General features: G+C 59.7%; 24 protein-coding genes. 15 read left to right on the top strand and 9 right to left on the bottom strand.

The features are described 5' to 3' along the window. Window positions 1–150: 150 nt before the first annotated feature. The 4 genes from rpoH to ftsY form a co-directional block, all read right to left on the bottom strand. Complete coding sequence (rpoH, locus tag QMK58_RS28045; protein ID WP_053163341.1) at window positions 151–1,005, bottom strand: RNA polymerase sigma factor RpoH; 855 nt, start codon at window positions 1,003–1,005, stop codon at window positions 151–153. A gap of 121 nt (window positions 1,006–1,126) precedes the next feature. Then, window positions 1,127–2,149, bottom strand: a complete 1,023-nt coding sequence (ftsX, locus tag QMK58_RS28050) for a permease-like cell division protein FtsX (RefSeq protein ID WP_053163344.1) — start codon at window positions 2,147–2,149, stop codon at window positions 1,127–1,129. Continuing rightward, window positions 2,146–2,817 (bottom strand): cell division ATP-binding protein FtsE, encoded by a 672-nt coding sequence (gene ftsE, locus QMK58_RS28055; RefSeq protein WP_007975383.1) that lies wholly within the window; start codon window positions 2,815–2,817, stop codon window positions 2,146–2,148. The genes ftsX and ftsE overlap by 4 nt, the downstream gene beginning before the upstream one ends. Further along, window positions 2,814–4,355: a signal recognition particle-docking protein FtsY gene (gene ftsY, locus QMK58_RS28060; RefSeq protein WP_320395693.1), complete on the bottom strand. Its 1,542-nt coding sequence runs from the start codon at window positions 4,353–4,355 to the stop codon at window positions 2,814–2,816. Before ftsY ends, ftsE begins: the two co-directional genes overlap by 4 nt. A 343-nt stretch (window positions 4,356–4,698) precedes the next feature. On the opposite strand from ftsY, the gene QMK58_RS28065 reads away from it, so the two are divergent. From QMK58_RS28065 to QMK58_RS28095, 7 genes are all read left to right on the top strand, one after another. Continuing rightward, the gene (locus QMK58_RS28065) at window positions 4,699–6,054 is read left to right on the top strand and encodes a pitrilysin family protein (protein WP_320395694.1); all 1,356 of its coding nucleotides are present in this window, start codon (window positions 4,699–4,701) and stop codon (window positions 6,052–6,054) included. After that, entirely contained in the window at window positions 6,047–7,537 is a 1,491-nt protein-coding gene (locus QMK58_RS28070) for a pitrilysin family protein (RefSeq protein ID WP_320395695.1), read from the top strand. The genes QMK58_RS28065 and QMK58_RS28070 overlap by 8 nt, the downstream gene beginning before the upstream one ends. After that, window positions 7,537–8,133 (top strand): 16S rRNA (guanine(966)-N(2))-methyltransferase RsmD, encoded by a 597-nt coding sequence (gene rsmD, locus QMK58_RS28075; RefSeq protein WP_053163354.1) that lies wholly within the window; start codon window positions 7,537–7,539, stop codon window positions 8,131–8,133. Before QMK58_RS28070 ends, rsmD begins: the two co-directional genes overlap by 1 nt. 126 nt (window positions 8,134–8,259) lie before the next feature. Further along, window positions 8,260–9,606 (top strand): M16 family metallopeptidase, encoded by a 1,347-nt coding sequence (locus QMK58_RS28080; RefSeq protein ID WP_053163356.1) that lies wholly within the window; start codon window positions 8,260–8,262, stop codon window positions 9,604–9,606. Next, a complete protein-coding gene (locus QMK58_RS28085) occupies window positions 9,599–11,044 on the top strand; it encodes a pitrilysin family protein (protein ID WP_320395696.1) in 1,446 nt (481 codons plus the stop codon). The genes QMK58_RS28080 and QMK58_RS28085 overlap by 8 nt, the downstream gene beginning before the upstream one ends. Window positions 11,045–11,123: 79 nt before the next feature. Then, window positions 11,124–12,137, top strand: a complete 1,014-nt coding sequence (locus QMK58_RS28090; protein ID WP_371259841.1) for a hydrolase — start codon at window positions 11,124–11,126, stop codon at window positions 12,135–12,137. 3 nt (window positions 12,138–12,140) lie between these two features. Continuing rightward, window positions 12,141–12,980 (top strand): AraC family transcriptional regulator, encoded by an 840-nt coding sequence (locus tag QMK58_RS28095; protein WP_320395697.1) that lies wholly within the window; start codon window positions 12,141–12,143, stop codon window positions 12,978–12,980. Between the two features lie 125 nt (window positions 12,981–13,105). Here QMK58_RS28095 and QMK58_RS28100 read toward each other — a convergent pair whose 3' ends face one another. Both QMK58_RS28100 and QMK58_RS28105 read right to left on the bottom strand, forming a co-directional pair. Further along, window positions 13,106–13,960: a sulfurtransferase gene (locus QMK58_RS28100; protein WP_053163366.1), complete on the bottom strand. Its 855-nt coding sequence runs from the start codon at window positions 13,958–13,960 to the stop codon at window positions 13,106–13,108. A gap of 34 nt (window positions 13,961–13,994) precedes the next feature. Further along, on the bottom strand, window positions 13,995–14,666 hold the full coding sequence (locus tag QMK58_RS28105; protein ID WP_053163369.1) for a TetR/AcrR family transcriptional regulator: 672 nt from the start codon (window positions 14,664–14,666) through the stop codon (window positions 13,995–13,997). 145 nt (window positions 14,667–14,811) lie between these two features. On the opposite strand from QMK58_RS28105, the gene QMK58_RS28110 reads away from it, so the two are divergent. The 5 genes from QMK58_RS28110 to QMK58_RS28130 all read left to right on the top strand — a co-directional run bounded on the left by QMK58_RS28110 (window position 14,812) and on the right by QMK58_RS28130 (window position 19,550). Continuing rightward, a complete protein-coding gene (locus QMK58_RS28110) occupies window positions 14,812–16,242 on the top strand; it encodes a coniferyl aldehyde dehydrogenase (RefSeq protein WP_320395698.1) in 1,431 nt (476 codons plus the stop codon). Between the two features lie 28 nt (window positions 16,243–16,270). Beyond that, a complete protein-coding gene (locus QMK58_RS28115; protein WP_053163376.1) occupies window positions 16,271–16,816 on the top strand; it encodes a hypothetical protein in 546 nt (181 codons plus the stop codon). 86 nt (window positions 16,817–16,902) lie between these two features. Next, complete coding sequence (locus tag QMK58_RS28120) at window positions 16,903–18,498, top strand: GMC family oxidoreductase (protein ID WP_053163379.1); 1,596 nt, start codon at window positions 16,903–16,905, stop codon at window positions 18,496–18,498. A gap of 115 nt (window positions 18,499–18,613) precedes the next feature. Then, window positions 18,614–19,093, top strand: a complete 480-nt coding sequence (gene coaD, locus QMK58_RS28125; protein ID WP_053163382.1) for a pantetheine-phosphate adenylyltransferase — start codon at window positions 18,614–18,616, stop codon at window positions 19,091–19,093. A 205-nt stretch (window positions 19,094–19,298) separates the two neighbouring features. After that, complete coding sequence (locus QMK58_RS28130) at window positions 19,299–19,550, top strand: YfhL family 4Fe-4S dicluster ferredoxin (protein WP_003195146.1); 252 nt, start codon at window positions 19,299–19,301, stop codon at window positions 19,548–19,550. 25 nt (window positions 19,551–19,575) lie between these two features. Here QMK58_RS28130 and mutM read toward each other — a convergent pair whose 3' ends face one another. Then, complete coding sequence (mutM, locus tag QMK58_RS28135; protein ID WP_008065060.1) at window positions 19,576–20,388, bottom strand: bifunctional DNA-formamidopyrimidine glycosylase/DNA-(apurinic or apyrimidinic site) lyase; 813 nt, start codon at window positions 20,386–20,388, stop codon at window positions 19,576–19,578. A 31-nt stretch (window positions 20,389–20,419) separates the two neighbouring features. Next, window positions 20,420–21,289: an HDOD domain-containing protein gene (locus tag QMK58_RS28140; RefSeq protein ID WP_053163385.1), complete on the bottom strand. Its 870-nt coding sequence runs from the start codon at window positions 21,287–21,289 to the stop codon at window positions 20,420–20,422. Window positions 21,290–21,442: 153 nt separating this feature from the next. Here QMK58_RS28140 and QMK58_RS28145 point away from each other — a divergent pair, with 153 nt between their 5' ends. The 3 genes from QMK58_RS28145 (at window position 21,443) to ilvD (ending at window position 25,502) form a co-directional block, all read left to right on the top strand. Beyond that, the gene (locus QMK58_RS28145; RefSeq protein ID WP_053163388.1) at window positions 21,443–22,639 is read left to right on the top strand and encodes a class I SAM-dependent rRNA methyltransferase; all 1,197 of its coding nucleotides are present in this window, start codon (window positions 21,443–21,445) and stop codon (window positions 22,637–22,639) included. A 208-nt stretch (window positions 22,640–22,847) separates the two neighbouring features. After that, on the top strand, window positions 22,848–23,306 hold the full coding sequence (locus tag QMK58_RS28150) for an REP-associated tyrosine transposase (RefSeq protein ID WP_320395699.1): 459 nt from the start codon (window positions 22,848–22,850) through the stop codon (window positions 23,304–23,306). Between the two features lie 354 nt (window positions 23,307–23,660). Beyond that, window positions 23,661–25,502 carry a dihydroxy-acid dehydratase gene (gene ilvD, locus QMK58_RS28155; RefSeq protein WP_053163394.1) on the top strand — a complete coding sequence of 614 codons (1,842 nt, stop codon included), beginning with the start codon at window positions 23,661–23,663 and terminating at the stop codon, window positions 25,500–25,502. Window positions 25,503–25,630: 128 nt separating this feature from the next. Here the strand turns inward: ilvD and QMK58_RS28160 are convergent, their stop codons facing one another. Then, window positions 25,631–26,686 carry a haloacid dehalogenase-like hydrolase gene (locus QMK58_RS28160; protein ID WP_320395700.1) on the bottom strand — a complete coding sequence of 352 codons (1,056 nt, stop codon included), beginning with the start codon at window positions 26,684–26,686 and terminating at the stop codon, window positions 25,631–25,633. Window positions 26,687–26,867 lie beyond the last annotated feature (181 nt).

Here is a 26,867-nt window from a genome sequence, read left to right on the forward strand (position 1 = left end):
TGTAGCAGCTGGCTTGCCAGCGAACCAGACGACTCGGTGCATCAGACATACCGCCTTCGCCGGCAAGCCAGCTCCTACAAGAGCAGAACCGCACACAAACAAAAACGCCCCGATCAATGATCGGGGCGTTTTTTATTGCCTGGACAGCGCTTATGCAGCGATCGACACCTTGAGCTTGTTCATCGCGCTCTTCTCAAGCTGACGAATACGCTCGGCCGACACGTTGTACTTCTGCGCCAGGTCATGCAGCGTGGCTTTCTCTTCTGCCAGCCAACGCTGGTAGAGGATGTCACGGCTACGGTCGTCCAGCACTTCCAGCGCTTCGTGCAGGTTGTGGTTGGAGTTGTCGCTCCAGTCAGCGTCTTCCAGTTGACGGGCCGGGTCATACCGGTGGTCTTCCAGATAGTTGGCCGGCGACTGGAAAGCGCTGTCGTCGTCGGCTTCGGCAGCCGGGTCGAAGGCCATGTCATGACCGGTCAGGCGACTTTCCATCTCGCGCACTTCCCGAGGCTCTACACCGAGACTTTCCGCCACACGATGGACTTCCTCGTTGTTCAGCCACGCCAGACGCTTCTTCTGACTGCGCAGGTTGAAGAACAACTTGCGCTGGGCCTTGGTGGTCGCGACTTTCACGATGCGCCAGTTGCGCAGGATGAATTCGTGGATTTCAGCCTTGATCCAGTGCACGGCGAACGAAACCAGACGCACACCCATTTCCGGGTTAAAGCGTTTCACAGCCTTCATCAGGCCGACGTTACCTTCCTGGATCAGATCAGCCTGAGCCAGACCGTAGCCGGAATAGCTACGGGCGATATGTACGACAAAACGCAGGTGGGCGAGCACCATCTGCCGAGCCGCCTCAAGATCCTGCTCATAATAGAGACTCTCGGCCAGTTCACGCTCCCGCTCCGGCGTCAGCAATGGAATGCTGTTGACGGTGTGCACATAGGCCTCCAGGTTCGCACCCGGGACCAGAGCATATGCAGGCTGCAAAGAATTGGTCATACGAAAAAACCTCCGACTTACATAACTCGTGCAGTTCAGCACTGCGAAAATTGACCGGAAACCGAAAAAGAAGTTCCCAAAACCCTAAATTTGCTGAAAGGTCAATACGAGCAAAATGATACTACTTAGGCGCAAGCTCCCTCAGGTGGCGTGCGACTGCAATCCATGCACCGATATACCCCAACAGCACCGCGCCAAGCAAGAGAGACAGACCGTCGGCAGCCGGTACACCGGCCAGCGCAAAATCACTGCCGTACAAACCGGCCAGCCCGACCACCGCGTCGTTCAGCCAATCCAGGCCAAACGCCAGCAAGCCCCAGGACAGAACCCCCGCACCCAAGCCGTAAAGCGCACCCATGTAGAGAAAGGGCCTGCGTACATAGCTGTCAGTGCCGCCGACCAGTTTAATCACTTCTATCTCTGTGCGGCGGTTTTCAATATGAAGACGAATGGTATTGCCTATCACCAAAAGTAATGCGGAAACCAACAGCACGGTCAGACCAAAGACAAATCGATCACCCAGCTTGAGGATGGCTGCCAGACGCTCGACCCAGACTAGATCAAGTTGCGCCTGCTGCACCTTGGGCAGTTCGGAAAGTTTTTGTCTTAATGCTTCAAGCGCCGGTTTGTCGACTTCCTTCGGCGTCACCAGAACCACGCCTGGCAGCGGGTTCTCCGGTAGCTCCTTGAGCGCATCGCCCAAACCGGACTGCTGCTGGAACTCTTCAAGCGCCTGATCCCGGCTGACGAACTCCGCATCGGCCACGCCAGGCATGCCCTTGATTTGCTCGCGCAGGGACTCGCCTTCCGACGGACTGGCTTCGAGTTGAAGGTACAGGGAAATCTGCGCCGCACGCTGCCATGAGCCGCCAAGTCGCTCCACGTTGCTTAGCAAAAGTGACAGCCCCATAGGCAGACTCAGGGCAACCGCCATCACCATGCAGGTGAAAAAACTGCCGATGGGCTGCTTGCCCAGACGACGCAGGCTGTCCAGAAGGCTGGCGCGATGGCTTTCGATCCAGGCGCGGAATAACGTGGCAAAGTCCGGCCCGTCGTCATCGTCGCGCTTTTTCTTCTGTGGCTGCGGATCGGCGGCCTTCGGGGCCACACGCTCGGAAACTTTTGGGCTACGTGTTGCACTCATACCGCGGCCTCCCCGTCGCCGATCAGTCGACCGCGCTGCAAGGTCAGCATGCGGTGGCGCATGCGGGCGATCAGGGCCAGGTCGTGACTGGCAATCAGCACGCTGGTGCCCAGGCGGTTGATGTCTTCGAACACACCCATGATTTCAGCGGCCAGACGCGGATCGAGGTTACCGGTCGGTTCGTCTGCCAGCAGCAAGGCCGGGCGGTGGACAATGGCTCGGGCGATGCCGACGCGCTGCTGTTGACCGGTGGACAGGTCGCCTGGGTACAGGTCGGTCTTGTCCGACAGGGCCACGCGCTCCAGCGCCGAATCCACTCGCTTGGCGATTTCGGCCTTGGACAGGCCGAGGATCTGCAAGGGCAGCGCGACGTTGTTGAACACCGTACGATCGAACAACAACTGGTGATTCTGGAATACCACCCCGATCTGCCGACGCAAGAAAGGGATCTGCGCGTTGCTGATGGTGCTCAGGTCTTGCCCGGCCAGCAGCAACTTACCGCTGGTCGGACGCTCCATGGCCAACAACAGTCGCAACAAAGTGCTTTTACCGGCACCGGAATGGCCAGTAACAAACAAAAATTCGCCCCGACGGACTCGAAAGCTCAGCTCATGCAAGCCGACGTGACCGTTCGGGTAGCGTTTACCGACCTGTTCGAAACGAATCATGAACGCTCCCGCTCGGCAAACAATGCCTGGACAAAGGGTTCGGCTTCAAAGGTACGCAAATCGTCAATGCCCTCACCGACGCCAATGTAGCGGATCGGCAGCCCGAATTGCTTGGCCAGGGCAAAAATCACCCCGCCCTTGGCGGTGCCATCGAGCTTGGTCAGCGCCAGGCCGGTCAGTTCGACGGTCTGGTTGAATTGTTTGGCCTGGTTGATAGCGTTCTGGCCAGTACCGGCGTCGAGTACCAACAACACTTCGTGTGGCGCGTCGGCGTCGAGCTTGCCGATTACCCGGCGAACTTTTTTCAGCTCTTCCATCAGGTTGTCTTTGGTGTGCAGACGACCGGCGGTGTCGGCGATCAGCACGTCTATACCACGGGCCTTGGCCGCTTGAACGGCGTCGAAGATCACCGAGGCCGAGTCGGCACCCGTGTGCTGGGCGATCACCGGAATCTTGTTGCGCTCGCCCCAGACCTGCAATTGCTCGACGGCCGCGGCGCGGAAGGTATCGCCGGCAGCAAGCATGACTTTCTTGCCTTCCAGCTGGAGCTTCTTCGCCAGCTTGCCGATGGTGGTGGTCTTGCCAGCACCGTTGACGCCAACCACCAGAATCACGAAGGGCTTGTTCTGCGAGGCGATTTTCAGCGGCTGCTCGACAGGCTTGAGCATCGCGGCCAGTTCAGCTTGCAGAGATTTGTACAAGGCGTCGGCATCCGCCAGCTCCTTGCGCGCGACCTTTTGGGTCAGGCGCTGAATGATCACCGAGGTGGCTTCGACACCCACGTCGGCGGTCAGCAAACGGGTCTCGAGGTCTTCGAGCAACTCGTCGTCGATGGCCTTTCTACCGAGGAACAGGCTGGCCATGCCTTCGCCGATGCTGGCGCTGGTCTTGGACAGGCCCTGCTTGAGGCGGGCAAAGAAACCGGCTTTGGACTCTTCCGTGCGCGCGGGCTCGACCGGGGTTTCGACGGGAGCGGCGATCGGTTCCAGCATTGGAGCGGGAACAGGTGCGGACTCTTGGACAACCGGGGCAACCGGGGCAACCGGGGCAACCGGGGCAACCGGGGCAACGAATACCGCAGCCACGGGTTCGCTGACAACAGGTACTGGCTCAGCCACAACCACAGCTTCAACCACAGCTTCAACCACCGGCTCTTGAACCGGCGCCGGGGTAAACGCTGTCGTCGCAGGAATCGGCGGTGTCACATGCGGCGCCCGATCATCTTCGACCAACGCCACCGGCTCTTCCGACACTGGCAAGGTCAGCCACGGCTCAGCGGTTTGACTCAGCGGTTGCTCGACAGCAATTTCGCTGACAGGCTCGGGAGCGGCTTCAACCACAGGTTGCAGCACGGGCTCGGCATTCGGCAGGACAACCGGTGCGGGCGTTTCTTCTATTACCGGCGCCGGCGCAGGCTCGGGAATCGGTTGTGGCTGTTCGACGACGGGTTCCTGCGGCTTTTTGCGCAGCCATCCGAACAGGCTTTTTTTCTCGCCAGCCGCAGCTGGGGTCTTCTTGTCGTCGTTGGAACCAAACATGGAGGACGGCTATCTCACGGTAGCGACGCGCCAATGGCGCCCCGGCAAATAAATAATCGATGCAGAACAGACTGCGATTGATCCAGCTTGTTCACGCGCAACATTTTGTCGAGGTGCTCAATGGCACCTCCCAGAATCGATTTCTCATTGGACTAAAGCAGCAAAATCGGCGAAAAAGCGGAATTCAGTTGATAAATATCCACCTTCCGTCGCAAACCCATTCAACCTGATCAAGCATAAAGGCCTGATAGGCGTGGCCGCCGCTAAAACGGATCAGTATCCTAGCACCCTCTCGCCCGCTGACGCTAAGAACAAGCGGGCAGCCCCAAAGGTTTAAAAACGAATGATTGCTCTAGCCCGCCGCGCCGCAGGCCTGCTGCTCAGCACAGTCTGCCTGCCACTTTCGGCCCTGGCTGCCGACCCGCAACCCACCCATGAATTCACCCTCGACAACGGCTTGAAGGTGGTTGTGCGTGAAGACCATCGTGCGCCTGTAGTGGTTTCCCAGGTCTGGTACAAGGTCGGCTCCAGCTACGAGACGCCCGGTAACACCGGCCTGTCCCACGCCCTGGAACACATGATGTTCAAGGGCAGCGACAAAGTCGGGCCTGGCGAAGCGTCGCTGATCCTTCGCGACCTCGGCGCCGAAGAGAACGCCTTCACCAGCGACGACTTCACCGCGTATTACCAGGTGCTGGCACGCGACCGCCTGGGCGTGGCCTTCGAGCTGGAAGCCGACCGCATGGCCAGCCTGCGCCTGCCGCCTGATGAGTTCGCCAAGGAAATCGAAGTCATCAAGGAAGAGCGTCGCCTGCGCACTGATGACAAGCCGATGTCCAAGGCCTACGAACGCTTCAAGGCCATGGCTTACCCGGCCAGCGGTTATCACACGCCGACCATCGGCTGGATGGCGGACCTTGACCGCATGAAGGTCGAAGAACTGCGCCACTGGTACGAAACCTGGTACGTGCCGAACAACGCCACGCTCGTGGTGGTCGGCGACGTCACCCCGGACGAAGTCAAAGCCCTGGCCCAACGCTATTTCGGCCCGATCGCCAAACGCGATGTACCGGCCGCGAAAAAACCGCTGGAGCTGGCCGAGCCCGGCGAGCGCCAGATCACCCTGCACGTGCAGACCCAACTTCCGAGCCTGATGCTGGCTTTCAACGTACCGAGCATCGCAACTGCCGAAGACAAGCGACTGGTCAACGCCCTGCGCCTGATCTCCGCCCTGCTCGACGGCGGCTACAGTGGACGCATCCCGACACAGCTGGAACGCGGCGAAGAGCTGGTGTCCGGCGGCTCGTCGAGTTACGACGCCTACACCCGTGGCGACAGCTTGTTCACCTTGTCGGCAACGCCTAACACCCAGAAACACAAAACCATCGCCCAGACGGAAGCCGGTTTGTGGAGGTTGATTGAGCAACTGAAAACCACCGCACCGTCTAGCGAAGAACTGGAGCGCGTCCGCGCCCAGGTCATCGCCGGCCTGGTCTACGAACGTGATTCGATCACCAGCCAGGCCACCGCTATCGGCCAACTGGAAACCGTCGGCCTGTCCTGGAAACTGATGGACACCGAACTGGCCGATCTGGAAAGCGTCACGCCGGAAGACATCCAGAAAGCCGCCAAGCTGTATTTCACCCGCGAACGTCTCAGCGTCGCCCATGTTCTGCCACTGGAGACGACTCATGAGTGAGCGCAAACCATCCCGTCTGGTCCTGGCTGGACTGATCGCCGTTGCCTTGATCGGCTCTGCCGCGTTCTACCTGTCGCGTTCCGGCGTAACCATTGCCAGTGAGGCCCTCGACAAGGCCAAGGCCAGCCAGAAACTGCAATCTCTGGCCGAGCTCAACGGAAAGGCCCCAAGCCACCGCACACTGGACGTTCAGACCTGGAACACCGCCGAAGGCGCCAAGGTGTTGTTCGTCGAAGCCCGCGAACTGCCGATGTTCGACATGCGCCTGATCTTTTCCGCCGGCAGCAGCCAGGATGGCGACGCATCGGGTCTGGCCATGTTGACCAACGCCATGCTCAACGAAGGTGTGCCCGGTAAAGACGTCGGCGCCATTGCCCAGGGCTTTGAAGGACTGGGGGCCGATTTCGGCAACGGCGCTTATAAAGACATGGCCGTTGCCTCCCTGCGAAGCCTGAGCGCCTCGGACAAACGCGAACCCGCGCTTAAGCTGTTTGCTGAAGTCGTCGGCAAGCCAAGCTTCCCCGCCGATTCGTTTGCCCGCATCAAGAACCAGATGCTTGCCGGCTTCGAATACCAAAAGCAAAGCCCGGGCAAACTGGCCAGCCTTGAGCTGATGAGCCGCCTGTACGGCGATCATCCGTACGCGCATTCCAGCGATGGCACCGCGAAAACCGTTCCGGCGATTACCGTTGCGCAACTGCGTGCATTCCACGAGAAAGCCTACGCATCCGGCAACGTGGTGATTGCGCTGGTTGGTGACTTGTCCCGCGCAGAAGCCGAAGCCATTGCCGCCCAGGTTTCCGCTGCCCTGCCCAAAGGCCCGGCGTTGCCGAAGATCGCGCAACCGACCGAGCCCAAGGCGAGCATCGGCCACATCGAGTTTCCGTCCAAGCAGACCAACCTGATGCTCGCGCAACTGGGTATCGACCGTGACGATCCGGACTACGCGGCCTTGTCCATGGGCAACCAGATCCTCGGCGGTGGTGGTTTCGGCACGCGACTGATGACCGAGGTGCGTGAGAAACGCGGCCTGGCGTATGGCGTCTATTCGGGCTTCACCCCGATGCAGGCGCGCGGTCCGTTCCTGATCAACCTGCAAACCCGCGCCGAGATGAGTGAAGGCACCCTGAAACTGGTGCAGGACGTGCTCGCCGACTACCTTAAAACCGGTCCGAGCGAAAAAGAACTCGACGATGCCAAGCGCGAACTGGCCGGCAGCTTCCCGCTGTCCACCGCCAGTAACGCCGACATCGTCGGGCAACTCGGCGCCATCGGCTTCTATAATCTGCCACTCAGTCATCTGGAAGACTTCATGCAACAGTCCCAGAACCTGACCGTCGAGCAAGTCAAAGCCGCACTGAACAAACACCTGAGCACGGACAAAATGGTCATCGTCAGCGCTGGCCCGACCGTGCCGCAAAAGCCGTTACCGGCCCCTACTGATAAACCTTCCGAGCAACCGCTCGGGGTTCCGGAGCATTAATGGCCAGTCCAAAAAAACCCGCCAAAAACGTCCATAACGGCGTGAACCAACTGCGCATCATTGGCGGTGAATGGCGCAGCCGCAAGCTTAGCTTCCCCGACGCCCCGGGCCTGCGCCCGACGCCGGACCGCGTGCGTGAAACCCTGTTCAACTGGCTCGCACCTTACGTGCCGGGCGCGAAAGTGCTCGACCCGTTCACCGGCAGCGGCGCTTTGTTTCTTGAAGCCTTGTCCCGTGGCGCGGCCATGGGCCAGGCGCTGGACGCCAGCAGTATCGCGGTATCCAGCCTGAAGGAACACTTGGGCACACTGCGCTGCACCAACGGCCAGGTCCAGACCGCCGACGCCCTGCGCTACCTGGAAACCCAGACAGCCATGGCCTACGACCTGGTGTTCCTCGACCCGCCGTTCAACCAGAACCTGCTGCCTGCGGTTTGTACCTTGCTCGAAGAGCGCCACTGGCTGGCCGAGGACGCCTGGGTGTACACCGAAAGCGAGTCCGCGCCTTCGACCCTGGGCCTGCCGGAGAACTGGCGCCTGCACCGGGAGCAGAAATCCGGGCGTGTGTATTACTCGTTGTGGCAGCGCAGCGCCTGACATTCGGCCACACCACTGCCCCACGAATTGGTTGTGGGGTGCACTACATAGTTACCGCCTGACATCCTTACGGATCATCCACAGTGGTTTGCGCAATGACCTGCAAACCACTGAGGATGACCACGGATGAACATCTCCCCCAGCACATTCATGCTGCCCTTTATCGCCTGGCTGCCGCTCATGGCTGGCGCGGCGACACCCCCTGCGACGCAAGATTTCGTACTCGATAACGGCCTCAAGGTTGTCGTGCGCGAGGACCACCGCTCCCCCATCGCCACTGCTCAACTCTGGATCAAGGCCGGCTCTAGCTACGAACCACCCGGTCAGTCGGGCCTGTCCCACGCCCTCGAACACATGGTCTACAAAGGCAGCAGCAAGGCCTGCGCCGGCGAGTTCGCGGCGATACTGGAAAAACTGGGCGCCAGCCAAAACGCATTTACCGGTACTGACTTCACGGTTTTTTACCAGACACTGCCTTCCGGTCGCACTGGCGTCGCCTTCGAAATACTGGCCGACCTGATGAGTACGGCCGAGCTGAGTACCCAGGACTTCACACCGGAGCTCAAAGTCATTCAGGAAGAACGCCGGATGTACGTTGATGATGAAATCACCGTGTCGGTTCAAGAACGACTGAACAGCATTGCCTACCCGGCCAGTGGCTACCGCACCCCGACGATTGGCTGGATGCACGATCTGCAACGAATGAACGCCGTGCAATTGCGGCAGTGGTATCAGGCCTGGTATTCGCCTGGCAATGCGACGCTGGTGGTCGTTGGTGATGTTGTACCCGAGCAAATCAAGACACTGGCACAGCAGCACTTCGGCCATCTTGAGCGACGTGCGACACCCGTGGCGCCTGCACCTGTGGAGTTGGCTTCTGTCGGTGAACGATCACTGACCCTGCACGCACCCGTGACATCCCCGCGCTTGATCATGAGCTTCAACGCACCCAGCCTGGCCACGGCACTGGATCGTAGGACCGCCCATGCCCTGCGCTTGCTCAATATGTTACTGGCCGGAACCAGTAGCGCGCGGATCACACAGCAACTGCAACTGAGCGAGGCGATATTCACTGAGGCCCACTCAGAGTACGACGCTTTCAATCGCGGCGATTCGTTGCTGACCATCAGCACCCAACTCAACCCGGACAAGCTCAATGACGCTGACGAAGCCCTCGCCCGTCTGTGGCACGTGATCGAATCACTGAAGAGCAAGGCACCGGAATCGACAGAACTGGAGCGCGCCAAAAACCTCCTGATCGCCAACACGGTTTATGCGCAGGATGATCTGGAAGGGCAAGCCAATACCTTGGGCCTGCTGGAAACCATCGGCCTCGACTGGCGGCTGGCCGATCAGGATACGGATGAGCTGAACAAGGTGACGCCCCTGGATATTCAACAGGTCGCAAAGACTTACCTGACACCTGAGCGCCTGAGTACCGCGAAAATCCTGCCGGAGAAAAACAATGGATAAGCTCAAAGGCCTCATCAATGGATTGATCCTGGCCGGCCTGCTGTTGAGTGCACAGGCCCATGCCACTGCAACCACGACACCCCGCAAACCCGTGCTGCAATCGCTCAATGAACCACAGACTCCGGCAACCCACCGCACGCTGCCGATCAAGGGTTACAAAACCCTCAGTGGAACCAAGATCCTGTTCATCCGCACCCCTGGCCTGCCGATGTTTGATGCCTTGGTGAGTTTTGCTGCCGGCAGCGCCCACACCCCGCATCAACCCGGCCTGGCCGCAGTGACCTTCAGCCTTTTGAATGAGGGTGTGGCTGGCAAGGACGTCAATGCCATACAGACTACGTTCGATAATCTGGGTGCAAGAATGAATATGGGTATCAGCCAGGACCGGACCTGGTTTTCCTTGCGCAGCCTCAGTGATGAATCACGGCGTAGTCCAGCCCTGGAACTGTTTGCCCAAGTACTCGGCAAACCGCTGTTGCCGCAAGAGTCTCTGCCTGCGGTGAAATCCCAACTGCAGTACTTTCTGGACCGTGAAGACCAGTCCCATGGCGCTCAAGCCAGAGAAGCCAATCTCGGCCAGATGTTTCCTGACCACGGTTATGCTCAATCCCTCTACGGAACCCGCGCCGGGCTTGCCTCCATCACCCGCGCCCAGACACAAGACTTTCATCGCCAGGCTTATACCGCGGGCAATGCCCAAATCATACTGGTCGGCGACCTCACCGCGGATGAAGCCCAGCGCATTGGCGCCCAGATATCCGCAGCCTTGCCCCCTGGACCGGCCGCTGCGGCGGTCCAGCCAGTGACAAGTCCAGCCGCTGCAAATCTGCTGCGCATTGAGCGACCATCGACCCAGGCTCACCTTCGCCTTGTCCAGCCAAGTGTCCTGCGAAACAGTCCGGACTACGTCGCGCTACAGCTGGCCATGCGGGTTTTCACCAACCGACTGACCAATGAACTCCGTGAACGCCGAGGCCTGACCTACCACGTTGAAGCTGATCTCTCAGCCCTTCAGGCACAAGGGTTGCTGACCATTAATGTGCAAACCCGACCGGAACAGGCCGATGCTGTACTGGCCCATATCAAGACGATGTTCAGCGACCTCCTCGCCCAAGGGCCGACCCAACAGGAACTCGCAGACATCCAACAGCAACTGAACGGTAGCGCACCGTTGAACAGCGCTACCAACGCGCAGATCCTGAGACAGTTGTACGCCATCAGCGCTCACAATCTGCCGCTGGACCTCGACTTTGCCACGCAAGCAGGCTTGAAGCTGAACCTTGTATCCATCAAAAACGCACTCCAGCGGCATTACCACGCCGACCAATGGCGCGCTGTCATCCTCGGGCCGAAGACAGATCAACAACCGCTGCCAGCGCCGAGCGAAAGTGCAACCAATGCCATGTGTCGCGTGCCTGGCGAGATTGTGGCAAGTTAGACAGCCACGATGACGCGGTCGCGGCGCTGTCCCACCGCGTCTTCGGGCAGACTCATGAACACTTCCACCGAGAATGATTGTGCAACCGCACCCCGCACTGGCCTTACCGCCGCCCTTTACCCCCGCCTTCGGCATCGGCAATCCGCACTTGCAAACCTTGTGGGGGCCGCTGTGGCGTAAAACCGTGCACATCGGCCGCGAACGCGAACGTCTTTGGCTTGCAGACGGCGATTTTCTCGACCTCGACTGGCATGGCCCACACAGCGTCGATGCACCGTTGGTACTGGTGCTGCACGGCCTGACCGGTTCGTCGAACTCGCCCTATGTCGCCGGCATGCAAAAGGCGCTGGGCGACCGTGGCTGGGCCAGCGTCGCGCTGAACTGGCGCGGCTGCTCGGGCGAACCCAATCTGCTGGCGCGCAGTTACCATTCCGGTGCCAGCGAAGACCTGGCCGAAACCATCAAACACTTGCGCGCCAAGCGCCCCCTCGCACCGTTGTATGCCGTGGGTTATTCGCTGGGCGGCAATGTCCTGCTCAAGTACCTGGGAGAGACCGGCAGTGACAGCGCAATACTCGGCGCGGCGGCGGTGTCGGTGCCGTTTCGCCTGGACCAATGCGCCGACCGCATCGGCCAGGGATTTTCCAAGGTCTACCAAGCGCATTTCATGCGCGAGATGGTGGCTTACATCAAGAACAAACAGCGACAGTTTCAACACGACGGGCGCGAGGATGGCCTGGCAGCGTTGGCCGCGCTTGGCTCGCTGGAAAACATGCGCACGTTCTGGGACTTCGATGGTCGCGTCACCGCGCCGCTTCACGGATTCAGCGATGCCGAGGATTATTATCGCCGCGCATCAAGCCGCTATTTTCTCGGCGAAATTCGCACGCCGACCTTGATGATCCAGGCCGCCGACGACCCTTTTGTGTTTCCCCACAGCTTGCCGCACGGAGACGAATTGTCCGCCTGCACGCAGTTCGAATTGCAGGCAAAGGGCGGGCATGTCGGCTTTGTCGATGGCACGGTCCGGCAACCAGGTTACTACCTGGAGCGACGAATTCCCCAGTGGCTCGCCGCCATTGGGCACGAGTGAGCCATGGACGCGGATCAGGGCGAGTCAATTCGTTTCTGGCAAACGGCACCGCTGGCCGGGGTCGAGCTGTTGTCTGCGCGCTACATCGATCACCGTTTCGCCCCCCATGTGCACGACGGTTATGTGATCGGCATGATCATGGCTGGTGCCCAACGGTACCGTTATCGCGGCGCCGAGCACCTGGCGGGCAGCGGCACACTGGTGTTGATCAATCCCGACGAACTGCACACCGGCCACAAGGGCACCGAGGACGGTTGGCTGTATCGGGCGTTTTACCCGGACAGCAGGCAGATTCTGTCGCTGTTGGCCGAGCTCGAATTGCCGGCCCATAACCTGCCGTCATTCGGTGCCACGTTGTACCGCGATCTGGACCTGGTGAACGGGTTCTGCCAATTGCACCGATTGCTGGAAAGCCCTGCCACCGCCCTGCAACAGCAGGCGGCCTGGCGCGAATTGATGTTGTCATTGCTGCAACGACACGCAGCGATTCCCGACGCAGCCAGACCCGGCAAGGAACATCGCGCTGTGAGCCTGGCCAAGGAGTTGCTGCGAGCACAACTCGCAGCACCGCCCTCTCTGGAAGAACTCGCCGCCGCCGTCAACCTCTCGCCCTTTCACTTCGCCCGCGTGTTCCGCCGCACAACCGGCATGCCACCGCACACCTGGCTGATGCAACAGCGCATCGCCTGCGCCCGTGCATTGCTGCAGAGTGGCTGCCTGCCACTCGAAGTGGCCATGCAATTGGGCTTTTCCGACCAGAGTCATCTGAGCCGGCAGTTCAAGCAGGTTTACGGTGTTGGGCCGGGGGCGTATCGCAGCGCCCGGCAGCTCCACGGAGCTTGAATCGACGGTATTCAATGTGGGGAGCTAGCTGGCCTGCTAGCGATTGCGGTTATCAACCACTGAAAATGCTGACTGTGACGCCGCCATCGCGAGCAAGCTCGCTCCTACAGGGGATTTGTGGTGATTTATTCGCCGGTGGCGATGCCTCTGGAGGGTTCGTTGATCCACTCGCTCCACGACCCTGCATACAACGAACCCAGCGGATAACCGGCCAGGCACAACGCGAACAGGTTGTGGCAAGCCGTCACGCCGGAGCCGCAGTACGCCACCAGATCACCGGTGGAGCGATTACCGAGTTTCTCCGCAAACCGCTGCTGGAGCTGATCGGCCGGCAGGAAGCGCCCGTCGCTGCCCAGGTTGTCGGTGAACGCCGCACACAACGCACCGGGAATGTGCCCGGCAATCGGATCGATCGGTTCCACTTCACCTTTGAAACGTGGCAAGGCACGGGCATCGAGCAAGGTCAGCGCCGGTTGACCGAGACGTTTTTGCAGTTGCTCGGCATCAAGCAACAGCGAGGCATCAGGACTACCGTTGAAAGTACCGCGAATGTTCGACGCAGCATCCAGACTCAACGGCAGACCGGCCGCATGCCAGGCCTTTAGTCCGCCATCGAGGATAAACACGCCATCGCGCTTGCCCAGCCAGGCCAGCAACCACCAGGCCCGTGCCGCAAAAGCACCTGGGCCGTCATCGTACAAAACCACTTCACTGTCGGCATCAAGGCCAAAGGCTTGCAAGCGCTCGATCAGCTGTTCCGGTTCAGGCAAGGGATGACGCCCGGTCACACCTTTGACCACCTTCCCGCTGAGATCACGTTCCAGGTCGGCGAATACCGCACCGGCAATGTGCCCCTCGGCATAGCTACGCTGGCCGTAATCCGGGTCTTCGAGGGCAAAACGACAATCCACAATCACCAACCCCGGCTGATCCTTTCTCAGGTCCAGTGCTTGCGGGCTGATCAGTTGCGCAATGGGCATAACGGGCTCCTGTGATTGTTTTCGAATGTCGATGCTACTTCACTTCCTCAAGCGCCTGGGACAGCGGCACATAAAACTCTTCGAACAACGCATTCACTTCGTCGCGCGACTGATCCGTGACGAACCCGGCCTCGAGCACCAAAACTTGATACACCCCGCGTTTAATCGCCTGTTCACTCAGATGGCTGGAATTTTCCCGCGTGGTGCACAGAAAACGCACCCAGGACGTGAGGATGATCCAGGCATTGAGCGTCAGGGATTCGATCTGCACCCGATCCATTTTCAGGATGCCGGCGGCGACGAAGCCTTCATAGATGGCTGCTCCGTGGATCAGGCTGCGCTGGGAAAAACGTCGATAGCGGTCCGCGAGGTCCGGATCGCTGTCGAGCAAATGTTCGAGGTCGCGGTGCAGGAACCGGTAACGCCACATCGCCGACAACAGTTCCTTGAGATAGAAACGCTTGTCTTCCACCGTGGCGAGACGATCTTGTGGCGGGCGCAGGAAGCTGTCCACGAGGCTTTCGTACTCACTGAACAGCACGGCGATGATCGCCTGCTTGTTAGGGAAGTGGTAGTACAGGTTGCCCGGGGAAATTTCCATGTGGGCAGCAATGTGGTTGGTGCTGATGCTGCGCTCGCCCTGCTGATTGAACAGCTCCAGGCTGTTCTGCACGATGCGCTCGCTGGTTTTTATCCTTGGGGCCATGGCTTGAGCTTAAATTCAGAGTGCGTTGACGGGCATCTTACGGCCTAACTGAAGGCGATAAAACAAAGCTGTTCCAGGATGTCATTTGACTTTATAGAGCATAGACTCTAAAAAGTGCCTCATTACAATAAATCCGGAGCCGACCATGACTGCTGATATTTCCTACCTACAGAACCTGCAGCAGCCGCTGGAAGAACTTCAGGCCCGGTTCGACGCTCAGCGCACCGCCTATGCCGGCAACCCGATGCCGCCGGCAGCCCAGCGCCAGCAATGGCTCAAAGCGTTGAAAGACATGTTGAACAACGAGCGTCAGGCCTTGATCGATGCCATCAGCCAGGACTTCAGCCATCGCAGCGCCGACGAGACCCTCGTTGCAGAACTGATGCCCAGCCTGCACGGCATTCATTACGCCAGCCGACATCTCAAAGGCTGGATGAAAGCCTCGCGGCGCAAAGTCGGTATGGCGTTCCAGCCCGCTTCGGCCAAAGTCATTTATCAGCCGTTGGGCGTGGTCGGTGTGATCGTGCCGTGGAACTACCCGCTGTACCTGGCCATCGGCCCGTTGGTCGGCGCGTTGTCGGCAGGCAATCGGGTGATGCTCAAGCTAAGCGAGTCGACTCCGGCCACCGGTTTGCTGATGAAAGAACTGCTGGCGAAAATCTTCCCAGAAGACCTGGTCTGCGTGGTGCTGGGCGAAGCTGACATCGGCGTGGCGTTCTCGCGACTGCCGTTCGATCACCTGCTGTTCACCGGCGCCACCAGCATCGGCAAACATGTGATGCGCGCCGCCGCCGAGAACCTGACGCCGGTGACTCTGGAGCTGGGCGGCAAGTCGCCGGCCATCGTTTCCCACGACGTCCCCCTCAAGGACGCCGCCGAGCGCATCGCCTTCGGCAAAACACTGAACGCCGGCCAGACCTGCGTGGCCCCGGATTATGTGCTGGTGCCGGAAGACCGCGTCGGCGGTTTCGTCGAAGCCTATCGCACTGCCGTTCGCGGGTTTTATCCGACCCTGGCCGACAACCCGGACTACACCGCCATCATCAATCAACGACAACTGGCACGACTCAACGGCTACATCAGCGACGCTACCAGCAAGGGCGCGCTGCTGATCCCGCTGTTCGAACAGGGCCAGGGCCGACGCATGGGCCATAGCCTGCTGCTCAATGTCACTGACGAGATGACGCTGATGCAGGACGAGATCTTCGGCCCATTGCTGCCGATCGTGCCGTACAAGGATCTGGACCAGGCGTTTGCCTATATCAATCAGCGCCCTCGCCCGCTGGCGCTGTACTACTTCGGCTACGACAAGCGCGAACAACACCGCGTGCTGCATGAAACCCATTCCGGTGGCGTGTGCCTGAACGACACCCTGCTGCATGTCGCCCAGGACGACATGCCCTTCGGCGGCATCGGCGCTTCGGGCATGGGTCATTACCACGGTCATGAAGGATTCCTGACCTTCAGCAAGGCCAAGGGTGTACTGATCAAGCAACGGCTCAACGCGGCAAAACTGATTTACCCGCCGTACGGTAAATCCATTCAGAAGCTGATCCAGAAGCTGTTCATCCGCTAACGATCGTCACTGTCGGGTAATAACAATAATGAGCCCAAGCCTGTCCGATACACCCGCGCTGTCAAGGCGCGGCCTGCTTAAATTCAGCCTCGGCGCCAGCGCCTTTCTGGCCACGGCCGGGTTGGGCGTCAGCCTCAGTGGCTGCTCGTCGAGTGTTTCAGCGAATGGTTTTGCCACGTTGCGCGATGCCGACTTGCTGTTTCTGCGGGCCGTGCTGCCGGTCATGCTCGACGGTGCCGCGCCCGTCGAGCGCATGACCGATGCTGTCGATGGCACGCTGAAAAGCCTGGATTACAACCTCGGTCACCTGTCACCGGAAATGCTCAAGCTGACCCGCCAACTGTTTGATGTGCTGGGCATGGCCGTCACCCGCGGACCGCTGACCGGGATCTGGGGCAGTTGGGAAAACGCCAGTGCCGACGACATCCGGCGGTTCCTCGATCGCTGGGAAAACAGCGCGTTGAGCTTGCTGCGCATGGGTCACAGTTCCTTGGTGCAACTGGTGATGATGGCTTGGTATGGGCGCAAGGAATCGTGGGCGCATTGCGGGTATCCCGGGCCGCCTACCGTTTGAAATCGAGTCGACCCGATCGCGAGCAAGCTTGCTCCTACAGGCGATCTTGCTAACACCGTCGAACACAATAAAAAGAGAACCCGAAGATGCCCGTACCCGATCCGTTCCGCGAGGGCATGGCCCGTGGCTGGAAAACCTATGACGGCTCGCGACTGAGCCAGGACCTGACCCTCGAAGCCGACGTGGCAATCATCGGCAGCGGTGCCGGTGGCGGTACCACCGCCGAAATCCTCAGCGCTGCCGGCTACAAAGTGTTGTTGATCGAAGAAGGCCCGCTCAAGACCAGCACCGACTTCAAGCTGCTCGAAGACCAGGCTTACGCCAGCCTGTACCAGGAAGGTATCGGCCGCATGAGCAAGGATGGCGCGATCACCATTCTGCAAGGCCGTGCGGTGGGCGGCACCACGCTGATCAACTGGACCTCCAGTTTCCGCACCCCAGAGCCGACCCTGGAACACTGGGGCAAAGAGCACAACGTGAAGGGTCACAGCCCGGCCGAAATGGCCCCCTGGTTCGAAAAAATGGAGCAGCGCCTGGGCGTTGCGCCGTGGATGGTGCCGCCCAATGCCAACAACGACGTGATCCGCAATGGCTGTGAAAAGCTCGGCTACAGCTGGCACGTCATCCCGCGTAACGTTCGTGGCTGCTGGAACCTCGGTTATTGCGGCATGGGCTGCCCGACCAACGCCAAGCAATCAATGATGGTCACCACCATTCCGGCGACCCTGGAAAAAGGTGGCGAGCTGATTTACCTGGCTCGGGCGGAAAAGCTCATCATCAGCGGCGACAAGGTCACGGGGCTGCAATGCTCGGCGATGGACGAGCGCTGCGTTGCGCCGACGGGCCGCACCATTACGGTCAAGGCGCGGCATGTCGTGCTGGCAGGCGGGGGTATCAACAGCCCGGCCTTGCTGATGCGCTCCGGCGCGCCTGATCCGCACAAGCGGCTCGGCAAACGCACGTTCCTGCACCCGGTGAACATGTCCGCGGCGTTATTCGACGAGGTGATCAACCCGTTCTATGGCGCACCTCAGTCAATCTACTCCGATCATTTCCAATGGCTGGACGGCACCAGCGGCAAGATGGCTTACAAACTGGAAGTTCCCCCCCTGCACCCGGCGCTGGCCGCGACCTTGCTGGGCGGGTTCGGCCAGGAAAACTCAGAACACATGGCCAACCTGCCGCACACGCATGCCATGCTGGCATTGCTCAGGGACGGTTTTCACCCGGACAGCCAGGGCGGCAGCGTCGAGTTGCGCGGTGACAACACGCCCGTGCTCGACTATCAGGTTTCAACCTACGCCTGGGACGGCTTGCGCCGCGCGTTCCACAGCATGGCCGAAATCCAGTTTGCCGGCGGCGCCAAGGCGGTCATGCCGATGCACGCCGACGCTCGCTACGTCAAAACCCTGGGCGAGGCCCGCACGCTGATCGACAGCCTGAGCCTGGAGTTGTACCGCACGCGCCTTGGCAGTGCTCACGTGATGGGCGGTTGCGCCATGGGGGAGGACCCGAAAAATGCCGTGACCGACAGCCTTGGCCGGCATCATCAACTGGGCAATCTGTCGATCCACGATGGCTCGCTGTTCCCCACCAGCATTGGCGCCAACCCACAACTGTCGGTCTACGGACTGACGGCGCAACTGGCGACTTTCCTGGCCGAACGTTTAAAAAACCCATGAAAAAGACGATTATCCCTATCGTCTATAGTGCTTTCTTACCCAACAGGCGACTTGGCCGACCGGGAAGGCTGCGATACCATCCGACTCCCCAACGGATTCCCGCCAGGACGACGCGATGAACCGAGTGTTGTACCCAGGTACCTTCGACCCTATTACCAAGGGCCATGGAGATCTGGTCGAACGCGCCTCGCGCCTGTTCGACCACGTAATCATTGCCGTTGCCGCGAGCCCCAAGAAAAACCCGCTGTTTCCAATGGAACAGCGCGTAGAACTGGCGCGCGAGGTCACCAGACATCTGCCGAACGTTGAAGTCGTCGGCTTCTCGACCCTGCTGGCACACTTCGCCAAAGAGCAGAACGCCAATGTGTTCCTGCGTGGTTTGCGAGCGGTGTCGGACTTCGAATACGAATTTCAGCTGGCCAACATGAACCGCCAGCTGGCGCCGGATGTGGAAAGTCTGTTCCTTACCCCTTCCGAGCGTTATTCGTTTATTTCTTCGACGCTGGTCCGTGAAATCGCAGCCTTGGGTGGCGATATCACCAAGTTCGTGCACCCTGTGGTGGCGGATGCCCTGACCGAGCGCTTCAAGAAGTAAATCCAGCAACTGTGGGAGCGAGCCTGCTCGCGATGGACGTCAACGATAACGCGGAAAACCTGACACCCCGCGGCGTTCTCGGGTTCATCGCCAGCAGGCTGGCTCCTACAGTACGTCGCGCCCGCGTGCACTGCGGGCGCCAATGCGGCACAATTACGCGCATTGATTTATTGCGCCCGGGCCTGCCGCCCCGGCTGGAGTTAGCATGTCCCTGATCATCACCGACGATTGCATCAATTGCGACGTCTGCGAACCCGAGTGCCCGAACGCCGCCATTTCCCAGGGCGAAGAGATCTACGTGATCGACCCCAACCTCTGCACTCAATGTGTCGGCCACTACGACGAGCCGCAGTGCCAGCAGGTCTGCCCGGTGGACTGCATTCCGCTGGACGAAGCCCATCCAGAGACTGAAGAGCAGTTGATGGAGAAGTACCGGAAGATTACCGGTAAGGCTTGATTAGCTTACAGATCGTCCGAACGCATCAGCTCTGACAACGCGGGCAAAAAACGCTCGCGCGCTGTCCCAGCTTCACTTCCCGCAACCCTGTGCCACATACTTTGCAGTGTTCACCGCCACGGCCGTACACGAACAGTTCCTGCTGGAAGTAACCGGGCTGCCCATCGCCACCGATAAAATCCCGCAACGTGGTGCCACCACGCTCGATGGCGGCAGCCAGGATACGTTTGATCTCAATGGCCAGTTTCAGGTAACGCGCCCGGGAAATGCTCTTGGCCTCGCGGCGCGGGTCTATTCCGGCAGCGAACAGCGCTTCGGTCGCATAGATATTGCCGACCCCCACCACCACCGCGTTGTCCATGATGAACGGCTTGACCGCCATCGAGCGGCCGCGGGACTGCTGGAACAATCGCTCGCCATCGAAAAGATCGGTCAACGGCTCCGGCCCGAGGCGAATCAGCAACTCGTGGTTCAGCGGATCAAGGCTCCACAGCATCGCACCGAACCGTCGCGGGTCGGTGTAGCGCAGGGCCAGACCCGACTCCAGTTCGATATCCACATGCTCGTGCTTTGCCGCCGGCAAGCCGGCCTCTACCAGGCGCAGATTGCCCGACATGCCCAAATGGCTGATCAACGTGCCGACTTCAGCGTTGATCAGCAGGTACTTGGCGCGTCGTTCCACCAACACGATGCGCTGCCCGGACAACCGCACATCGAGGTCTTCGGGAATCGGCCAGCGCAAGCGTCGGTCACGCACGATCACCCGGCTGACACGCTGGCCTTCCAGGTGAGGCGCGATGCCACGACGGGTGGTTTCGACTTCTGGCAGTTCAGGCATGGTGCTCTCTTGTAAGAAGAACGTCCGACACTCAGCGATGAGTCCCGAGGTCGCGAATCGTCTGCTTGAGCGTCTCGAAGTCGTAGTCCGACAGACCGACATAATCGAGCACTGACGCCGCGATGCTGTTCCATTCGTGATCTTCGGTCTGGTTGCCCAGCACCCGGTAAGAGGCACAAATATGCTCCGCCATCTTCAGGATCGCCAGCAGGTTCTTCAGCGAACTGTTGCGCGACGACTCTTCGCTGAAAATCGCCAGGGCATTGTGGTGATTGGCGATCGCGGCAGACACATGTTCGGGCAAGCGCCAGGATTTGGCAGTGAAATACCCGACCACCGAGTGATTGGTGTTGAAGGCCTTGTTCTCGGTATCGACCACCCGGCATTCGGCACTGGCATTGGCATAGGCCTGTTCCAGAACGCCCATGTAATCGGGGAAACGCTGGAGCATCAAAGGCACGCCACAGTCGTGGAACAGGCCCAGCGCATAGGCTTCATCGCCATTTTCAATGCCGATTCGCTTGGCCAGCGTCAGGCAGGTCATCGCCACATCCTGGGCGGTGTCCCAGAAACGGTTCAGGGTGACGATGGTGTCGTCGTTCATCTCGCCTTTGATTGACTGCGCGTTGATCAGATTGATGATCGAACGACTGCCCAGCAGATTCACCGCACGCTGGATCGAGGCAATCTTGTTGCTGAGGCCGTAATACGGCGAGTTGACGATCTTCAGCAAGGATCCGGAAAGGCCCGGATCCTGGGAAATCAGCTTGGCAATGACTTCCAGATCCGGGTCAGGCATGTACTGCTCCATCTGCAAATCCACCATGATTTGCGGCTGGGCCGGTACGCTGATGCCCTGCAGGGCTTGTTGGATCTGTTCGGAAGTCAGCTCTTGGGACATAAGTACACACTCTGGGTCAGGCGGCGATTCTAACCTTTATGAAGATGGATCCAACATACCCAATCGCAAGACAGCACGCGCCACATGTCCATTCGCAAGCCTATCCGGGATCTCAACACGCTATACTCCCGCTCTTTTTTCCGGAGCGACGTCATGTCCCTGCCTAGCCTGCGCCTCAAAGCCAATGCCGACCGTCGTCTGCGCAACGGTCATTTGTGGGTCTACAGCAACGAAATCGATGTAGCCGCGACCCCTTTGCACGGTTTCAAGGCCGGCGACCAGGCGATCCTCGAAGCCGCCGGCGGCAAGCCGCTGGGCATCGTGGCCATGAGCCCGAACAACCTGATCTGCGCCCGACTGCTGTCGCGTGACATCAAGTTGCCGCTGGACAAGTCGCTGCTGGTGCATCGCCTGAACGTAGCCCTGTCCCTGCGCGATCGCCTGTTCGACAAGCCGTTCTATCGCCTGGTCTATGGTGATTCCGACCTGTTACCAGGCCTGGTAGTCGATCGTTTCGGCGACATCCTGGTGGTGCAGATCGCTTCGGCCACCATGGAAGCCCATAAAGACGACGTGATCGCGGCGCTGACCCAAGTGCTCAAGCCAAGCGGTATCCTGTTCAAGAACGACTCCGCTGCCCGTGACGCCGAAGGCCTCACCCGCTACGTCGAAACCGTGTTCGGTCTGGTGCCGGAGTGGGTTGCACTGGAAGAGAACGGCGTGAAATTCGAAGCACCGGTCATCCAGGGTCAGAAAACCGGCTGGTTCTACGACCACCGCATGAACCGCGCACGCCTGGCGCCGTACGCCAAAGGCAAGCGCGTGCTCGACCTCTATAGCTACATTGGCGGCTGGGGCGTGCAGGCTGCGGCGTTCGGCGCCAGTGAAGTGTTCTGCGTCGACGCTTCGGCCTTCGCCCTTGACGGTGTCGAGCGCAACGCAGCACTGAACGGCTTCGCCGAGAAAATGACCTGCATCGAAGGCGATGTGTTCGAAGCCCTTAAAGAACTGAAAGCCAGCGAAGAACGCTTCGACGTGATCGTGGCCGACCCGCCGGCGTTCATCAAACGCAAGAAAGACATGAAGAACGGCGAAGGCGCCTACCGCCGCCTGAACGAGCAAGCCATGCGCCTGCTCACCAAGGACGGCATCCTGGTCAGCGCATCGTGCTCGATGCACCTGCCGGAAGACGACCTGCAGAACATCCTGCTGACCAGCGCCCGTCACCTGGACCGCAATATCCAGATGCTGGAGCGTGGCGGTCAGGGTCCGGATCATCCGGTACACCCGGCGATTGCTGAGACACGCTACATCAAGAGCATTACTTGCCGGTTGCTGCCAAACAGCTAACGCGATTTCTGTAGGAGCGAGCACGCTCGCGATGGTCGTCAACGATAACGCGGGGAACCTGACACCCCGCGACGTCCTTGAGTCCATCGCGAGCCTGCTCGCTCCTACAGATCAAGCATTGGCGACACATTCTGACTCGCTGTCATAACGACAGCCCCGCCTGTGGCGTCTAACGTTTTCTCTTCCAATCACAGAAGAGGACAACGGAATGTCCAGCACGCCACACGGCCACCGCTTACGTACCGGCCGCCACTCAGAACATGGCCGCACCTATCTGCTCACCGCTGTTACTCACGAGCGAATCCCGTTCTTCAAAGACTGGCGCTTGGGGCGCCTGCTCGTGCATGAATTCAGAAAGGCTCATGAAACAGGAAATGCCACCTCTATCGCTTGGGTAGTCATGCCGGATCACTTTCACTGGCTGGTCGAGTTGCATAACGGTGATTTACCGAAACTGATGCAAGCCACCAAAGCCCGAAGTGCCCGCGCGATCAATCTCAAGCGGGGCCAGCCCGAGAGACTATGGCAGAGAGGTTATTTCGACCGGGCACTACGTCGGGAGGAGGACCTGAAAGCCGCTGCTCGATACATCATCGCCAACCCCCTACGCGCAGGCCTCGTCGACCATATCGGCGATTACCCACTCTGGGACGCTATGTGGCTCTGACGCCCGCCCCACTGTAGGAGCGAGCATGCTCGCGATGATCGTCAACGATAACGCTGGCAACCTGACACCCCGCAGCGCTCTCAGGTTCATCGCGAGCATGCTCGCTCCTACAGCGTTGCGTCTTTCCACACGTCTCATGAATGCTTGCAGGCATTCCCTCCAGCCGTCAGCCGTGTAGAATCGCGAACATTCATCGCCAGTCATCCCCGGCGGGTTTATGAGCTCAAGCTGAAGCGCGCGGCGATCCCGCAAAGTTATCGGCAACTTCCGGACACGCGGCTATTTCTGAGTGTTCCAGACGTCAATAGAAGCTCACTTCCCTTTTGATACCTGATTAGCCGCCCGGAGTGCTTCATGCCTGATTACCGCTCGAAAACATCCACCCACGGCCGCAACATGGCCGGTGCCCGCGCACTGTGGCGCGCCACGGGGATGAAAGATGACGACTTCAAGAAGCCGATCATCGCCATTGCCAACTCGTTCACCCAGTTCGTACCGGGTCACGTGCACCTCAAGGACCTGGGCCAACTGGTCGCCCGCGAAATCGAACGCGCTGGCGGTGTGGCAAAAGAATTCAACACCATCGCTGTCGATGACGGCATCGCCATGGGCCACGACGGCATGCTGTATTCGCTGCCGAGCCGCGAGATCATTGCCGACTCCGTCGAGTACATGGTCAACGCCCACTGCGCCGACGCAATCGTGTGCATTTCCAACTGCGACAAGATCACCCCTGGCATGCTGATGGCGTCCCTGCGCCTGAACATCCCGGTGATCTTCGTCTCCGGCGGCCCGATGGAAGCCGGCAAGACCAAACTCGCTTCCCACGGCCTCGACCTGGTCGACGCCATGGTGATCGCCGCCGACTCCAGCGCTTCTGACGAGAAAGTCGCCGAGTACGAGCGCAGCGCCTGCCCGACCTGCGGCTCGTGCTCCGGCATGTTCACCGCCAACTCGATGAACTGCCTGGTCGAAGCGCTGGGTCTGGCATTGCCGGGCAACGGTTCGACCCTGGCCACCCACAGCGACCGCGAACAACTGTTCCTGCAGGCCGGTCGCACGATCGTCGAACTGTGCAAGCGTTACTACGGCGAAAACGACGACTCGGTACTGCCGCGCAATATCGCCAACTTCCAGGCGTTCGAAAACGCCATGACCCTGGACATCGCCATGGGCGGTTCCACCAACACCATCCTGCACTTGCTGGCCGCTGCCCAGGAAGCCGAGATCGATTTCGACCTGCGCGACATCGACCGTCTGTCCCGTCACGTGCCTCAGCTGTGCAAGGTCGCGCCGAACATCCAGAAGTACCACATGGAAGACGTGCACCGTGCCGGCGGGATCTTCAGCATCCTCGGTTCGCTGGCCCGTGGCGGTTTGCTGCACACCCAGCTGCCGACCGTGCACAGCCGCAGCATGGAAGAAGCCATCGCCAAGTGGGACATCACCCAGACCTCCGACGAAGCCGTGCACCACTTCTTCAAGGCCGGTCCGGCAGGCATTCCGACGCAAACCGCGTTCAGCCAGTCGACCCGTTGGGAAACCCTGGACGACGACCGTGAAAACGGCTGCATCCGCAGTGTCGAGCACGCGTACTCGCAAGAAGGCGGCCTGGCCGTGCTCTACGGCAACATCGCCCTGGACGGTTGCGTAGTGAAAACCGCTGGCGTCGACGAATCGATCCACGTGTTCGAAGGCAACGCCAAGATCTTCGAAAGCCAGGACAGCGCCGTGCGTGGCATCCTCGCTGACGAAGTGAAGGAAGGCGACATCGTCATCATTCGCTACGAAGGCCCGAAAGGCGGCCCGGGCATGCAGGAAATGCTCTACCCGACTTCGTACCTGAAATCCAAAGGCCTGGGCAAAGCCTGCGCCCTGCTGACCGACGGTCGTTTCTCCGGCGGCACTTCCGGTCTGTCCATCGGCCACGCTTCGCCCGAAGCCGCTGCCGGCGGCGCGATTGGCCTGGTGCAGGACGGCGACAAAGTGCTGATCGACATTCCGAACCGCTCGATCAACCTGTTGGTCAGCGATGAAGAACTGGCCACGCGCCGGGTCGAGCAGGACAAGAAAGGCTGGAAACCGGTGGAAGTGCGTCCACGTAAAGTGACCACCGCACTGAAAGCCTACGCTCTGCTGGCCACCAGCGCCGACAAGGGTGCTGTGCGTAACAAGGCGATGCTCGACGGGCTGTAAGCGTCAACCGTCGCCCATAAAAATGCCCCGCCATGTGCGGGGCATTTTTTTGCCGATCGTTTTTACCGACCCATTACCGAAGCCCCTCCTGTAGGAGCCGGCTTGCTGGCGATGCAGGCACCCCGGTCTTACTGAATCTCCTCTGGTTTCACAATCACCCAATTCTTGTCCGCCGTCACCGGCAGTCCTTCCTTGGCCTGGGCCGCGGCGTGCTTGGCCATCATGCCGTTAATCTGGGTCATGTATTTGTCCTTGCGGTTGATCCACAGATGAATGCCACCCTTGGCCACGTCGACATCGTGGAACAGCATGTAGCCGTCGCTGGTCGGCGTGTCGCCGCCCACCAGTACCGGTTTTTTCCACTCGTCGATGTAGGTCAGGATCGCCGCGTGCTTGCCGGCCATCCAGGTTGCCGGGGTCCACAGGTAAGGAGTCATCTCCAGACCGAGGTTGGCTTTCTCGTCATATTTGCCAGCGGTGATCTGCTTGCGCGCGGTGGTCAGCTCGCCGGTTTTCGGGTCTTTGAGCAGCAGTGTCACGCCGATCACGTTCTGCGGTTTGACGTTGTAACCGTACTTCGGATCGGCCGCGACCATACGCACCAGTTCTTCGGAGGCGGCGGTCATCACATAGACCTCGATGCCGTTCTCCATCAACTTGTTGTAGAGCTCTTGCTGGCCGGTGAAGATTTTAGGTGGGTTGACGTCGAGTTTCTTGACCACGTCGCCTTCGTAATAAGTGGCCGGCACCGGTTTGCCCGAGGCCATCATCTCGTCGACGTAGCCCTTGAGTTCTTGCAGCGTAAAACCGGAGAACACTTGGGCGACCCATGGGTAGCAAACCATGTCGTCGAGTTCGCAGAGGCGATAGTAGTAGCTGAACAGGCTTTCCTTGTGGTCGGCGGTGTCCTTGAACGGCATCAGCTTCAGTGAAGGATCGAGCTTGTCGCGGGTGATCAGGCCCTTGTTTTCCATGTAAGGCAGTAACGACTCTTCGAGGTCGTAGCGGTAACTGGTGTTGTCCATGTCGAACACCGCGTAGTTACCTTTGTTGGCGTTGGCCGCGATCATCGCGTCCAGCGCCTTGGCCTGATCGGCTGGCCAGTGTTTCAAATCCGTTGCGAGAACCTGGCCGGCAAGACCGAGGCAAAGTGCTGCCGCGAGAAACTTCGGTGCGAACTTCATTGGTAATCTCCCTGATTTATAGGAGATCGACGCTAACAAAAAAGTGTGACATCCCCGGTCTGTCAGCGACCGCCCACGTCCCTTTCGCGCCAGTTGCATTTCTGACAGCGACATTCACTTATTCCAAAAACGACGGACACCCTGATTTTTTGATATTAATTCATTACTTTTCAAGCTGTTA

The sequence above is a fragment of the Pseudomonas sp. P8_241 genome (assembly GCF_034008315.1).
Lineage (GTDB): Bacteria > Pseudomonadota > Gammaproteobacteria > Pseudomonadales > Pseudomonadaceae > Aquipseudomonas.

Coding starts and splice junctions, on each gene's coding strand:
- rpoH (WP_053163341.1), bottom strand. CDS start 1,005: ATGACCAATTCTTTGCAGCCTGCATATGCTCTGGTCCCGGGTGCGAAC.
- ftsX (WP_053163344.1), bottom strand. CDS start 2,149: ATGAGTGCAACACGTAGCCCAAAAGTTTCCGAGCGTGTGGCCCCGAAG.
- ftsE (WP_007975383.1), bottom strand. CDS start 2,817: ATGATTCGTTTCGAACAGGTCGGTAAACGCTACCCGAACGGTCACGTC.
- ftsY (WP_320395693.1), bottom strand. CDS start 4,355: ATGTTTGGTTCCAACGACGACAAGAAGACCCCAGCTGCGGCTGGCGAG.
- QMK58_RS28065 (WP_320395694.1), top strand. CDS start 4,699: ATGATTGCTCTAGCCCGCCGCGCCGCAGGCCTGCTGCTCAGCACAGTC.
- QMK58_RS28070 (WP_320395695.1), top strand. CDS start 6,047: ATGAGTGAGCGCAAACCATCCCGTCTGGTCCTGGCTGGACTGATCGCC.
- rsmD (WP_053163354.1), top strand. CDS start 7,537: ATGGCCAGTCCAAAAAAACCCGCCAAAAACGTCCATAACGGCGTGAAC.
- QMK58_RS28080 (WP_053163356.1), top strand. CDS start 8,260: ATGAACATCTCCCCCAGCACATTCATGCTGCCCTTTATCGCCTGGCTG.
- QMK58_RS28085 (WP_320395696.1), top strand. CDS start 9,599: ATGGATAAGCTCAAAGGCCTCATCAATGGATTGATCCTGGCCGGCCTG.
- QMK58_RS28095 (WP_320395697.1), top strand. CDS start 12,141: ATGGACGCGGATCAGGGCGAGTCAATTCGTTTCTGGCAAACGGCACCG.
- QMK58_RS28100 (WP_053163366.1), bottom strand. CDS start 13,960: ATGCCCATTGCGCAACTGATCAGCCCGCAAGCACTGGACCTGAGAAAG.
- QMK58_RS28105 (WP_053163369.1), bottom strand. CDS start 14,666: ATGGCCCCAAGGATAAAAACCAGCGAGCGCATCGTGCAGAACAGCCTG.
- QMK58_RS28110 (WP_320395698.1), top strand. CDS start 14,812: ATGACTGCTGATATTTCCTACCTACAGAACCTGCAGCAGCCGCTGGAA.
- QMK58_RS28115 (WP_053163376.1), top strand. CDS start 16,271: ATGAGCCCAAGCCTGTCCGATACACCCGCGCTGTCAAGGCGCGGCCTG.
- QMK58_RS28120 (WP_053163379.1), top strand. CDS start 16,903: ATGCCCGTACCCGATCCGTTCCGCGAGGGCATGGCCCGTGGCTGGAAA.
- coaD (WP_053163382.1), top strand. CDS start 18,614: ATGAACCGAGTGTTGTACCCAGGTACCTTCGACCCTATTACCAAGGGC.
- QMK58_RS28130 (WP_003195146.1), top strand. CDS start 19,299: ATGTCCCTGATCATCACCGACGATTGCATCAATTGCGACGTCTGCGAA.
- mutM (WP_008065060.1), bottom strand. CDS start 20,388: ATGCCTGAACTGCCAGAAGTCGAAACCACCCGTCGTGGCATCGCGCCT.
- QMK58_RS28140 (WP_053163385.1), bottom strand. CDS start 21,289: ATGTCCCAAGAGCTGACTTCCGAACAGATCCAACAAGCCCTGCAGGGC.
- QMK58_RS28145 (WP_053163388.1), top strand. CDS start 21,443: ATGTCCCTGCCTAGCCTGCGCCTCAAAGCCAATGCCGACCGTCGTCTG.
- QMK58_RS28150 (WP_320395699.1), top strand. CDS start 22,848: ATGTCCAGCACGCCACACGGCCACCGCTTACGTACCGGCCGCCACTCA.
- ilvD (WP_053163394.1), top strand. CDS start 23,661: ATGCCTGATTACCGCTCGAAAACATCCACCCACGGCCGCAACATGGCC.
- QMK58_RS28160 (WP_320395700.1), bottom strand. CDS start 26,686: ATGAAGTTCGCACCGAAGTTTCTCGCGGCAGCACTTTGCCTCGGTCTT.